A 12,363-nucleotide genomic window follows, 5' to 3' on the forward strand; every position below is an offset into this window, starting at 1 on the left:
GCGCAGCGGGTGACGGGCGTGCCCGGAGCACGCCCGTCACGCCTGTCGCTTCCCGCCCCTACTTCAGATAGGGACCGTCGGTCCCGATTCTGCCCGGCGCCGCGTTCCTGCCGCCGAGGTCTAGTACGTACACCCGTAGATTGCCCTTGCCCGGTGCCGGGACGGCGAGGGTGCCGCCCGTCACCACCTGGGTGTCCCCGGTCACCGCGTCCTTGTAGGTGCCGTTGGGGATGCCGGTGTACGTGGCCGCTCCGGTGACGGTCACCAGGGCGAAACTGTCGACGCCGCTCGCCGTGTCGGTGTAGCGGCGCTTGTAGGCCATCGAGCCGGTGATGCCGTCGGTGGAGTACTGGCCCATCTGGAGGGCCGGCACCGCCCGCCGGATCTCGTTCAGCCGTTGCAGATGCTTGACCAGCGGCTTGCCGAGCGTGTTGGCGACCTCGCCGGTCGCCGAGGAGACCTTGCCGAAGTCGGATGCCTCGACCGTGCCCGTGAGGTGGTCGCCGTAGTACGCGCGGCCGGTGGTCGCCAGCGGGCAGGTGGGCCCGCAGTCGATCTTCTTGCCCGCCTGGAACTCGATCTCCGACCCGTAGTAGAGGGTGGGGATGCCGCGGAACGTCCACATCAGGGACATGTTCTCGGCCCATGCGTCGGTCCCGCCGGAGTAGCGTTCGCTGCTCTTGTTGGGCCCGTAGTCGTGGCTGTCGACGTACACCACGTTGTACGTGGCGTCGGTGTAACTGTCGTCGGAGTCCTTGCCGTTGTTGTACGCGTTGGCGGCGTCCCCGAAGTTCATGTGCATCCGCATGTCGATGACGTTCATGCCGGAGAACCGGCTGTGGTCCGGCGTGTGGTAGGCATTTCCGTTCAGGAAGGCGTTGGTGGAGGTGGGCTGGGCCCCGGTGCCCTGCTGCTGCTCGTAGTCGTACATCTCCAGGGCGGCCTTCGCGTCGTCGGCGTCGTACTCCTTGCGCTCCTTCCAGGTGTAGAACTGCGCCGAGTGGTTGACCGAGCCGCGGTTCCACTTGTCGTTGACGAAGGCGGCCACCTCGCCGAAGACGAAGAAGTTCTTTGCGGCCTCCGCGCCGAACCGCGACGTGACGCGTTCCTGGATCGCGGGCAGGAAGCGGCGGTTCCAGGTGGTGCGGGGAATGTGGACGGCGGTGTCGATACGGAAGCCGTCGACCCCCATGTCGATGTACTTGTCGTAGGCGCCGATCAGGTAGTTCTGGACGGGAGCGCTCTCGGTGTTGAAGTCGGCGAGGTCCTCGTGCAGCCAGCAGCTGCGGGAGTCCTCACCCTCCCAGTTCCCGATCCAGCAGTTGTGGTAGTAAGCCTTCGGGAACATGCCGGAAGTCGGGCTCGGCCACTGGCAGTTGTAGATCCTGTATCCCTCGGCGGAGGTGCCGCCGGTCGGCTTGCCCCAGTTGACACAGGTGTTACCGGACGGTTCCGCGGTCGACCAGAGATCGCCGTTGTAGTACGACTTCCCGGACTTGGACTCGACACTCAGACCGTCGTACTCGAAGCCCTCGTTCCGCTCGTCGTAGTACCAGCTCCACTGGTCGTCCCGGACGCCGTAGACCGTCGGGGTGAACAGACCCTTGGCGCCCCAGCGCGAGGAGTGGTTGTAGACGACGTCCTGGTAGATCTTCATGCCCTTGGCGTGGGCGGCGTTGATCAGGTCCTGGTACGAGGCGCCCGCGGACTCCAGGCGGGCGTCGACCTTGTAGAAGTCGTAGCCGTGATAGCCGTGGTAGTCGTAGTCGGATCGGTTCAGCACCACCGGAGTGATCCAGACGGCGGAGAAGCCGAGCCCCTTGATGTAGTCGAGCTTGTCGACCAGGCCCTTGAAGTCACCTCGGAACATGGGGTCGTTGTTCGCCGCGTTGCCGGACTTCACATGCTGGCTGCCGCCCCGGTTGTTGGAGCTGTCGCCGTCGTCGAACCGGGCCGTGAGGACGAAATAGATCGGGTCCTTGCGCGGGTCGGTGCCGAGCGGTGTTCCGGCCGCCGGTGCGGCCGGCCTGTCCCCGGTCGTGGCGGTGGCGGCGGTCGACGCCGCCGACGTGTTGCCCGCCGCGTCCACGGCTTCGACGGTGTAGCTGTACGCGGTCCTCTCCTCCAGGTTCGCATCGGAGAAGACGGTGGAGCCGACGTCCGTCACCATCGTGCCCTTGGCTCCGCCCGTCCGGGTGACCTGGTACTTCGTCACCCCCCGGTCGTCGGTGGACGGTTCCCACGACAGCACGACGGACACGCCGTCGGCGTCGGCGGTCACCTTCGTCGGCACGGTGGGGGCTTCGGTGTCCGGCGGCTCGGTGGCGCACGGATCCTCGGCGTCGGCGGTGACCTTCTTGTTCTCGACCGTGGAAACGCCTGAGGGGATCGTGTAGTTGCTGCCGTTGTTGTTGTCCCAGACACCGTTGCCGTTGTTGAACGCGGCCTGCATCTTGGTGGCGGTGCCCAGATCGACGGAGCGCTTCACCCATCCCGTACAGGCCGCTTCCATGCCGACGCCCGGGACTGCGGTCCATGAACCGCCCTCGGGCTGGTAGTGCAGATTGGTGGTCGTCCAGCCCACCGTCGCGGTGGAGTAGTAGACCGACGCGGTGTGTGTGTCACCCGGGGTGGGCGAGGGCGTCGGGTCGGTGCCGCCGTCGGCGCACGGGTCGCTGTGGGCCACGACCCCGTCCTTGACCGTGATGGTTCCGGTGCCCAACGCATAGTTGTTTCCGGCGTTGTTGTCCCAGACCCCGGAACCGTTGTTGAACGTGGCGGCGAGCCCGCTCGCACCGCCCAGGCTCACGGTCTTCTTCACCCAGTCCGTGCACGCGGCTTCCATCTGTACGCCGGGCACGGTGGTCCACGAACCGCCGTCAGGCGCGTGATGGAGGTTGTACGCCGACCAGTTGCGGGTCTTCGTGTAGTAGAAGACCGTCGCCGTGTTCTCCGAGGCCGCGGCCGGGACGGAGGCGGCGGGACCGTCAGGGTGCGGTACCGCTGCGAGGAGCCCCAGAAGCCCGGCGGCCACCACGGCTGCCGCCAGGGGGCGTCTCAGCAGGCGGTGGGGGGAGCGTCTCATATGCGTATCTCCAGGGGGAGGGCAGCGGCCGGTGGGCCGCGGCAGCCAAGAGCGCGGCTGCTCATCGAGCAACCGCGGTCCCGCCGGAGAACCCTGACGCGCCTCGGGGTTCGGGCGAGCAGTGCATCCCGTCAGCAAGAGCTGTCAGAATTTTGCTGCAATCTTTTGCGGTCAGGAAATTACCCGTGCACGACAGGTACGTAAAGAGTCGCGGCACGGCCGGTCGCGACCGGCCGGCACCACGCTGTGCTGTGATGCCGGCCGGGCCGGCCGGCATCACAGCACAGCGAAGGTCACACTCCGGGAAGCGTCCGCCCTGCGAGGGCCTCCGCGGCCGCCTGCCCGCAGACGCGGGCGGCGCCGTGGGTGTCGATACGGACGGCGCCGCCCGGGCCGGGGTGCGGGACGCCGAGCTCCACCGTGATCGCGTCGGGACGGCGGGCGAGCAGCACACGCAGCCAGTCCCGCACGGCGGGCCGGCGGTGGGCGTCGCGGACGGCGAGGACAAGCGGCCGTCCCGCGGCCTCGGCGAGGATCCGGTCGGCGTGTGCCGGGTCGAAGGGGGCGAGGGCGGGCAGGGTGGTGCGGACGGTTCCTGGCATCAGCGCGGTGAGGGCGGGACCCAGACCCCACGGCACCGCGTCGCCCTGGACCACGGTGCCGGGGACGCCGAACTCAACCAGGAGGGCAGGGGTTTGCAGCGGCAGCGCGGCAGGGTCATCGGCGCTGACGCGCAGCGCGCGGCGCGCGGCGGCCAGTCCGAGCGCCCGATCGGGTGACGGCGCGGGAACGGACCCGGCCAGGGCTCGCTGCCAGGTGGCGAACTCGGCGGTACGGGCCGCGGCCTCGGCGAGCCGCTCCTCGCGGAGTTCGCCGCAGAGCACCGCGTCCGCGACGGCGGCCCGCAGGCCGGCGAACTCCATGTCGCCGGACCGGTCACCGAGGCAGATGAGATCCACCCCGGCGGACAGTGCGCGGACGGCCGCGCCCGCCAGTCCGTAGCGGGCGCGGACCGCCTGCATCTCGATGGCATCGCTGATGACGAGTCCGTCGAACCCCAGCTCCTCGCGCAGCAGTCGGTTGATCACCCAGGGGCTGACGGTGGCGGGGCGATCCGGGTCGTAGGCGGGGATGAGCAGGTGGGCGGTCATCACCGCGCGGGCGCCGGCGGCGAGAGCGGCACGGAACGGCGGCAGGGCCAGCTCGGCGATGCGGTCGGCGTCCATGGCGACGGTGGGCAGGTCGAGGTGGGAGTCGGTGTCGGTGTCGCCGTGGCCGGGGAAGTGCTTGGCGCAGGCGGCGACCCCCGCGTCGTGCAGCCCGCGCACCCAGGCGGCGGTGTGCCGGGCGACCAGCGTGGGGTCGGCGCCGAAGGAGCGGACGCCGATGACCGGGTTGTCGGGGTTGGAGTTGACGTCGGCGTCCGGGGCGTAGTCGAGGCCGATGCCGACGGCGCGCAGTTCGCCGCCCATGGAGGTGGCGACGGCGGCGGTGAGTTCGGGGTCGTCGACCATGCCGAGGGCGAGGTTGCCCGGATACGAGGACCCGGTCACGGCCTCCAGCCGGGTGATGTCGCCGCCCTCCTCGTCGACGGCGATCAGTACCTCGGGGTTCTCGGCGCGCAGGGCGTCGGTGAGCGCGGCGGTCTGCGCGCGGTCCCGGATGTTGGGGCCGAAGAGGAGGACCGAGCTGAGTCCGCCGGCCAGTCGGCGGCGGATCCAGTCGGGGGCCGTGGTGCCACGGAAGCCGGGCTGCAGCACTCGGTCGGCGAGGGTGAGGAGTTCACCGTCGGCCCGGGCGGGACGGGGGGCGGGGGTGGGCGGCATGGTGGTTCCTCTCGGGCTGGGCGGTCGGTTCCTCGGCGCGGCCCGGGCGGTCGGGGCCACCGGGAGGTCAGACGTCCTTGCTGTAGGTCCAGAAGACCCGGCCGAGCTGTGCGTCGACGGCGCGGGCGTAGAAGTGGATGGGGGCGGTCCAGCCGATCTCCGCCTGGTCGAGTCCGGACGCGCGCTGGTCGGCGAGGCAGCGGCGGAGCAGCACGGTGCCGACGCCGAGGCCGCGTTCCGAGGATTCGGTGCCCATCGGGCCGAACCAGGAGCGGCGGTTGACGCCGTGGCAGGCGAAGCCGACGTAGACCGGGCCGTCGGCCCCTTCGCGGACGGCGACATGGCCGCGCGGAGGGGAGTACGTCAGGGCGCGAGCCGCTTCTCCGTCCCAGGAGCCGCCCCACTGGTTCATCCAGGCGAGGAACGGCTTCTCGTCCGCGGGTGCGAGGCGGCGGACCTGCACCCCGGCAGCGGCCAGGCGCGCCTCGTCCTCGGCGGTGCCGAGCGGGGCGGTGCGCAGGTCGACGCCCAGGTTGAGGCCTTCGGGGCCCCGGGTGTAGCCACTGGATTCGGCCAGACAGACGGCGCGGGTGTAGCGGATGTCGATGCCGGGCCATGCGTAGTACGGAGGCCTGCCGCGGATCATCAGCCGGCCGGCCCCGGCGGCGACGAGGAGCTCCTCCGCACGGGTGAGCAGAGCACGGCCGATTCCGCGGCTCTGTGCCCCGGGGTGCACGGCGACGAGATCGACGTGGCCCGTGGCGGGGGCGTTCGCAGTGGCGGGGCGGAGTGCGGCGAGGGCGACGCCTGCCGGTTGCCCCTCCTCCTCGGCGACGATCCGCAGCTGCGGGTGGCCCGCGGCCTGCGACCACAGCAGATCGAACACGTCCTCGGCGTCGCTGTCGTGAACGAGGGCTGCGCGGGCGAGGCTTCGCAGGGCGGGCAGGTCGTGCTCGGTCGCGGTGCGTGCCGCCGGAAGGTTCATCATGCCTGCTCACCTCGAGTTAGCTCCGGGGACACCGGATTGTAAGTGAATGACATCGGGGCTCGGTATTGCGGTGGAAATTTACCAGCGGGATGATCGGACTGTCAGCCCCCCGCACCCCACCGGAAAGCAGGCCGTGATGACCGACCGCGAAGATCCCGAAAGTCTCCCCGATCCAGCAGGCCTCGTCAGGAACGCGGTGGAGCAGGGTGTCGTGCCCGGAGCCGTCCTGATCACCGGTCGCGGTGCGCACGGGCCCGTCCGTACCGCCGCGTTCGGCACCACCGCCGACGGCCCGTCGGGGGGTCCAGTCACCACGGACACGGTCTTCGACCTGGCCTCCCTCACCAAGGTGGTGGCCACCACGCCCGCTGTGCTGCGGCTCGCCGACACCGGGGCGTTGCGACTGGACGACCCGGTGCGCCGCCACCTGCCGGGTTTCACCGGGGCGGGCAAGAGTGAGGTGACGATCCGTCATCTCCTGTCGCACTCCTCCGGACTGCCTCCGCACCGGGACTTCTGGCAGCTTCCCGGCGGCCCGGCCGACCGGATCGCCGCCGTTCTCGCAGAGCCCCTCGATCATTTGCCCGGCACCGCCGTCAACTACTCCGACCTGGGGTTCATCCTGCTCGGCGAGATCGTCGCCTCGGTGGCCGGGCAGCAGCTCGACACCGCCGTACGGGAGCTGGTGCTCGACCCGCTGGGCCTGACCGCCACCCGTTACCTGCCGCCCGCGGACTGGCGGGCGGTCACCGCCGCGACCGAGGCGCCGCCCGGCGGAGAGCCCAAGCGTGGTGTGGTGCACGACGAGAACGCCGAGAGCCTGGGCGGCGTGGCCGGGCACGCCGGCCTGTTCGGCACTGCGCCGGACCTCGCGCACTACCTTCGTGCCTGCTGGCTGACCGACGAGTCGCCGCTGTCGGCCCGCACCCGCTCCGAGGCGCTCAGCCTGCAGACGGTGGGGATGGACGGCGCACGGGGGCTGGGCTGGACGCTGCCCGGCGACGTCTGGGACCACATGTCCCCGCACTGGCCCGCGACCGGCGCCGGGCACACCGGCTTCACCGGCACCAGCCTGGCGCTCGACCCGGTCACCGGGATCTGGGTGGTGCTGCTGACCAACGCGGTGCACTACGGACGCGGGGCGCGGGCGAAGGAGTTGCGACGTGCTGTGCACGCCGCCGTGGCGGCTCGCGCCGAGCCCGTGCGCGGCTGAGCGCCAAGTGGTGCATCAAGCGCCCGAATCGTACATATCCCGGATACCCAGCGACGCGTACCCCAACGAACCCGTAGGATTCCCACATGGCTGCCCCACGTGACCGACAGCGCGGAGGCGGCGACGCCCCCCGGCGCTCCGCAGCACCCACCGCAGAGCGCGCGACGCCGCCACAGACGGTGCTGGTGCAGATCCGGGCGCTGCTGCCTTCTCTGCCACCCTCGGAACGGCGGGTCGCCGAAGCCGCGATCGCCGATCCGGTCGGGGTGGCCGGGAAGACCATCAGCGAACTCGCCGCGGAATGCAGTACCTCCGAGACCACCGTCGTCCGGTTCTGCCGGGCCGTGGGCCTCAAGGGCTACCCCGACCTGCGGATCAAACTGGCTTCGGCGGCCGGCAGCGAGGACAGCGGCCCCGCCTGGTCCAGCGCCGGAAGCGACATCGGGCCCGGCGACTCGCTGGCCGACGTGGTCGGCAAGCTGGGCTTCGCCGACGCCCGCGCGGTCGAGGACACCATTGCCCAGCTCGACCTGCACGTCCTGGAGCGGGCCATCGACGAGGTGGTCGGGGCGAGCGCGGTGGACCTGTACGGCGTCGGCGCGAGCGCGTTGATCGCGCTCGACTTCCAGCAGAAGCTGCACCGCATCGGGCGCCGGGCGACGGCCTGGCCCGACCCCGACGGTGCGCTCACGTCCGCCGCCCTGCTCGGCCGCGGGGACCTGGCGATCGGCATCTCACACACCGGCGCCACCACGGACACCGTGGCAGCGCTGGGCGAGGCCTGGGACAACGGGGCCACCACGATCGCGATCACCAACTTCCCGCGTTCGCCGATCGCCGACGTGGCCGACCACGTGCTGACCACCGCGGGGCGTGAGACCACCTTCCGGTCCGGCGCGATGTCCAGCCGGATCGCCGCGCTGACGTTGGTGGACTGCCTGTTCGTCGGGGTGGCCCAGCGCAACTACAGCCGTACGACACGTGCGTTGGAGCGCACTTACACGGCGGTGCACCGGCGGCGATCCCCGCAGTGACCGGCCCCCGGTGACCAGGATGCCCCGCGACCCACCGGGTCGCGGGGCATCCTCGCACGCTCTCAGACGAGGGTGCGCAGGGCCGCGCGGACGCTCCCGCCGCCGGCATCCAGCGCCTCGCGCGCCTGCTGCGGGGAGCAGTCGGCGAGCAGGCCGACCAGGGCCGTCTTCAGCTCCCCTCCCGAGGCGGCGAGGGCAGCGCCGCAGCGGTCCTCGTCCAGCCCGGTGGCCTCCACCACGATGTTGAGGACCCGGCCGCGCAACTTGTCGTTGGTGGCGGCCACATCGACCATCAGGTTCGAGTAGGTACGACCCTGCGCCACCATCACGGCCGTGGACAGGTTGTTGAGCACCATTTTGTGCGCGGTGGCGGCCTTCAGCCTGGTGGAGCCCGCGATCGCCTCCGGACCGGTGTCCACCCCCAGGTGGACGTCCACCTGATCCGCCAGTTCGGCCCCGGGGTTGGCGCTGAGCAGTGCGGTGAAGGCGCCCGCCGCCCGAGCGGCACGCAGGGCGCCGCCGACGTAGGGAGTGCGGCCGCTGGCGGCGACGCCGACCGCGACGTCGCCCGGCCCCACCTCGGCGGCGTCGGCCGCCCCGGCGGACTCCTGGTCCTCGACGCCCTCGACCGGTTCGACCAGGGCGCGCAGTCCGCCCGCGTGATGGGCGACCACGACGCCGGGCGGGAGGCTGTAGGTGGGGATCAGCTCGGCGGCGTCCATCACCGCGAGGCGGCCCGATGTGCCCGCGCCGAAGTAGTGCAGCCGGCCGCCGGCCCGGATCCGGCGCGCCGTCTCGTCGACCAGCCGGGCCATGTCGGGCAGTACTGCGGCGACTGCCTCGGCCGGGATCCGGTCCTCGGCGTTGAGCAGACGCAGCACCTCCAGGGTGGGCACGTCGTCGATGTCGCGGGTGCGGGGGTTACGGCGTTCGGTGGGGGCGTCGATTCGTACCGGAAGCTGCGGGTGCATCGCGGTTTCCTCTCGGTGGGAGGGCGGGGCGGACGAGCGCGCGTAACTTTGCCACATCAATTGAAAGTTGAGCGTAAGTTTTCGCCAGCACGAGAGGGGCTGTTGTCGACCTCTCGCCGCGATTCGGGCGATCTCGGCGCGCACGTGTGGCGGTAAATTACGAACTGGATTCAGCCAACGCAATTCATTGACATACCCATGGCGCCGCTCCTACGGTCTGCACACCCCCCAGGCCTTGTCCCACACACTCCACTTCTGTCTGCCGATCGGAGACCACGCGCTATGGTCCGGTTCAAGCACTTCGTCGCAGCGTCCGCCGCCCTCGCGACCCTCGGTTCCCTCGCCGCGTGCGCACCGGATTCCGGTGCGAAGAACGGCGCCAACGGCGGTGGCGTCTTCACCACGGTCGACGCGAACAACCCGATCACCCCGGGCACGCCGATGAACCCGTACAGCCCGAACGGAAACACGTTCCTCAGCTACAACTCGATGCGCCTCGGGTTCGAGAAGAAGAATCCGATGGACGCGAACGACGCCTTCCCGGGCCTTGCCAAGAGCTGGGAGATCAAGGGCGACACGCTGGTCGCGCACATGCAGCCGGACGCCAAGTGGTCCGACGGCAAGCCGGTCACCGTCGAGGACATCAAGATGTCCATGGCCATCGCGCTCACCCAGGGCACCGCCTCGGTCGGCTCGGGCCAGCTGAGCGAGGGCCTCAACGTCGCCTCCGTGACCTCTGTCGGCAAGTACGACATCGAGTTCAAGCAGGCCGCCGGAACCAACAACGCGAACTTCGCGAAGCAGATCCTGGGCCAGTCCATCGTCCCCAAGTCGGTCTACGGCCACCTCGTGCCGGCCGACATCTGGGACACCATCGCGGCCAGCCAGCAGGTGGACGCGGCCAAGGCGAAGGACGCCCAGGCCGCTGTCGACAAGCTGAACGAGACCGGCAAGGCCATCGCGGCCTTCGCGCCGAAGAACGACGTCTCGGCCGGCCCGTTCGTGGTCAAGCGCGTCAACCCCGGCTCGGCCATCCTCGTCCGCAACAAGTACTTCTTCGCCCTCGACAAGATCGCTCCGAGCCAGGTGGTCATCCGCCACTACTCCGGCAACGAGCAGATCTGGGGCTTCATGAAGAACGGTGACCTGGACGCCGCGCCCTTCACCGCCATCCCGACGAACGTCCTGAACCAGATCCTGGCCAAGGGCTACAAGCGCGCCGACGGTACCTCCTACGTCAACGCCTCCATCGCCTTCAACCAGAGCAAGGCACCGTACGACAAGAAGGAGGTGCGCCAGGCCCTGGCGTACATCCTCGACCGCGAGGCCATCACCAAGGTGGGCCAGCCGGTCGGCGGCATGGCCTCCACCGCGCCCGCCGGCATGATCCGCCAGTCGACCGAGCAGTGGCTGGGCGCCGACGCGGTCGGCAAGCTCAACCCGTACGCCCACGACGAGGCGAAGGCCGCCGAGCTGCTGAAGGGCGCAGGCCTGAAGCAGAAGGGCGGCAAGTGGTACCTGGCGAACGGCAAGCAGTGGAAGATCACGCTGCAGACCGTCAACGGCTTCAGTGACTGGATCGCCGCCTCCACCGTCGTCGCCAACGAGCTCACCGCCTTCGGTATCGAGACCAAGCCGGCCCTCTCCGCCGACTTCGGCGCCTACCAGACGGACATGGCCGCCGAGAAGTTCGACGTCGGCTGGTGGCTGACCGCCGTCGGCGCCGACCCGCGCCAGAACTTCCAGCGCCTGTACGGCGAGAGCGACGGCTTCGTCGCCAACGGCAACAAGGTCACCCACACCGAGAAGAAGGGTGACGGCAACTGGATGCACGGCGACGAGACCTTCACGCTCGACGGGAAGACCATCAACCCGGGTCAGCTCACGGCCAGCCTCGCCGGCCTCGGCATCGAGGCCAAGAAGCCGGTCATCACGCAGCTGGTCCAGGCCACCAACCAGGAACTTCCCGTCATCCCGATCTGGGACTACACCAACGTGAAGTTCACCTACGACAAGAACTTCACCAACTGGCCGAAGTCCGGGCAGGACGACATCCTCGCCAACCAGCCCGGCGTGTGGATGATGCAGGGCTACATCCAGGCCAAGGGCAAGTGATCCAGGCCGGGTGACCCCACCTGGCGACTTCCGTATGGCGCAACACCGCGGGGCGGCAGCCGCACCAGGCCGTCGCCCCGCTCGCGCGCTGATCCACAACAACCCCTACGACAAGGAAGGAGGTGCAGGAACGTGAAGGGACTGGCGCGCACCATCGCGATCCGACTGGTCGGCGGCGCGGTCATGATCTGGATCGTGGCCACGTTTACGTTCTTCCTCGTCCACGCCCTGCCCGGCAAACCGGGCGACGTGGCGTACGAGAAGTACGTCGCCATGGGAATGAACTCCCAGGATGCCAAGGCCAAGGCCTCGATCATCTACGGGTTCACCTCGCAGGACCCGCTGTTCACGCAGTACACGCACTACATCGGCGACCTGCTCCACGGTCACCTCGGGATCTCGATCTCCTACAGCGGAGTGCCGGTCGGGGACGTCATCGGCGACGCCCTGCCGTGGACCGTCATCCCCATCATGAGCGGCCTGCTGATCAGCTTCTGCATCGGTGTCAGCAGTGGTGTGGTCGCGGCGGTGAAGCGGTCGTCCCGCCTGGGCAGCGGGCTGAGCCTGGCCGCCTCGATGATCGCCGGCATCCCGTCGTTCGTGATCGCGATCCTGCTCATCACCGTCTTCTACACCAACCTGGGGACCTTGCCGTACGGCGGCACCGTCTCCGAGACGCTCCTGGTGGACCCCGGATGGAACGTCGAGTACATGTCGTCCGTCGCGTACCACGCGGTCCTCCCGGTCGCCACGTACGTCCTCATCTCTTACGGCGGCTGGATGCTCAGCATGCGTTCCAGCGTGGTGTCCGTCCTCGGTGACGACTTCATCCTCGCCTCGGAGCTGCGCGGCATCACCCCCGGCACGCGGATGCGCTACATCGGCCGCAACGCGATCCTGCCGCTGTTCACCACCCTCGCCCTCTCGTTCGGCACGTTGTTCGGCGGAGCGATTTTGATCGAGGCCACCTTCAACTACCCCGGCGTCGGGCAGCTGCTGCTGAACAGCATCGGCAAGCGCGACTACCCCCTGATGACCGGTGCCTTCCTGCTGATCACCACCGCGGTGGTGCTCGCGAACATCGTCGCGGACCTCCTCTACTCCGTGATCGACCCCCGAGTGAGGCGCTGA

8 protein-coding genes are annotated in these 12,363 nt (G+C 69.6%); 4 read left to right on the forward strand and 4 right to left on the reverse strand.

Annotation, left to right across the window (positions count from 1 at the left end):
• Nucleotides 1-58 precede the first annotated feature (58 nt).
• The 3 genes from ACFYP5_RS30715 to ACFYP5_RS30725 form a co-directional block, all read right to left on the reverse strand.
• Nucleotides 59-3,085: a carbohydrate binding domain-containing protein gene (locus ACFYP5_RS30715; RefSeq protein WP_389042036.1), complete on the reverse strand. Its 3,027-nt coding sequence runs from the start codon at nt 3,083-3,085 to the stop codon at nt 59-61.
• Nucleotides 3,086-3,378: 293 nt separating this feature from the next.
• Nucleotides 3,379-4,911, reverse strand: a complete 1,533-nt coding sequence (locus ACFYP5_RS30720) for a glycoside hydrolase family 3 N-terminal domain-containing protein (protein WP_389042037.1) — start codon at nt 4,909-4,911, stop codon at nt 3,379-3,381.
• Nucleotides 4,912-4,978: 67 nt separating this feature from the next.
• On the reverse strand, nt 4,979-5,899 hold the full coding sequence (locus tag ACFYP5_RS30725; protein ID WP_389042038.1) for a GNAT family N-acetyltransferase: 921 nt from the start codon (nt 5,897-5,899) through the stop codon (nt 4,979-4,981).
• 136 nt (nt 5,900-6,035) lie between these two features.
• On the opposite strand from ACFYP5_RS30725, the gene ACFYP5_RS30730 reads away from it, so the two are divergent.
• Both ACFYP5_RS30730 and ACFYP5_RS30735 read left to right on the forward strand, forming a co-directional pair.
• Nucleotides 6,036-7,112: a serine hydrolase domain-containing protein gene (locus ACFYP5_RS30730; RefSeq protein WP_389042039.1), complete on the forward strand. Its 1,077-nt coding sequence runs from the start codon at nt 6,036-6,038 to the stop codon at nt 7,110-7,112.
• 86 nt (nt 7,113-7,198) lie between these two features.
• On the forward strand, nt 7,199-8,146 hold the full coding sequence (locus tag ACFYP5_RS30735; RefSeq protein ID WP_389042040.1) for a MurR/RpiR family transcriptional regulator: 948 nt from the start codon (nt 7,199-7,201) through the stop codon (nt 8,144-8,146).
• Between the two features lie 62 nt (nt 8,147-8,208).
• Here the strand turns inward: ACFYP5_RS30735 and murQ are convergent, their stop codons facing one another.
• Nucleotides 8,209-9,117: an N-acetylmuramic acid 6-phosphate etherase gene (murQ, locus tag ACFYP5_RS30740; protein WP_389042041.1), complete on the reverse strand. Its 909-nt coding sequence runs from the start codon at nt 9,115-9,117 to the stop codon at nt 8,209-8,211.
• Between the two features lie 282 nt (nt 9,118-9,399).
• Here murQ and ACFYP5_RS30745 point away from each other — a divergent pair, with 282 nt between their 5' ends.
• Nucleotides 9,400-11,232 (forward strand): ABC transporter substrate-binding protein, encoded by a 1,833-nt coding sequence (locus ACFYP5_RS30745; RefSeq protein WP_389042042.1) that lies wholly within the window; start codon nt 9,400-9,402, stop codon nt 11,230-11,232.
• A gap of 132 nt (nt 11,233-11,364) precedes the next feature.
• Nucleotides 11,365-12,363, forward strand: a complete 999-nt coding sequence (locus ACFYP5_RS30750; RefSeq protein WP_389042043.1) for an ABC transporter permease — start codon at nt 11,365-11,367, stop codon at nt 12,361-12,363.

The sequence above is a fragment of the Streptomyces sp. NPDC005262 genome, from assembly GCF_042872425.1.
Classification (GTDB): domain Bacteria; phylum Actinomycetota; class Actinomycetes; order Streptomycetales; family Streptomycetaceae; genus Streptomyces.

Excerpts from the sequence above, each read along its gene's own strand:
- ACFYP5_RS30715 (WP_389042036.1), bottom strand. The coding sequence starts at position 3,085 with ATGAGACGCTCCCCCCACCGCCTGCTGAGACGCCCCCTGGCGGCAGCC.
- ACFYP5_RS30720 (WP_389042037.1), bottom strand. The coding sequence starts at position 4,911 with ATGCCGCCCACCCCCGCCCCCCGTCCCGCCCGGGCCGACGGTGAACTC.
- ACFYP5_RS30725 (WP_389042038.1), bottom strand. The coding sequence starts at position 5,899 with ATGATGAACCTTCCGGCGGCACGCACCGCGACCGAGCACGACCTGCCC.
- ACFYP5_RS30730 (WP_389042039.1), top strand. The coding sequence starts at position 6,036 with ATGACCGACCGCGAAGATCCCGAAAGTCTCCCCGATCCAGCAGGCCTC.
- ACFYP5_RS30735 (WP_389042040.1), top strand. The coding sequence starts at position 7,199 with ATGGCTGCCCCACGTGACCGACAGCGCGGAGGCGGCGACGCCCCCCGG.
- murQ (WP_389042041.1), bottom strand. The coding sequence starts at position 9,117 with ATGCACCCGCAGCTTCCGGTACGAATCGACGCCCCCACCGAACGCCGT.
- ACFYP5_RS30745 (WP_389042042.1), top strand. The coding sequence starts at position 9,400 with ATGGTCCGGTTCAAGCACTTCGTCGCAGCGTCCGCCGCCCTCGCGACC.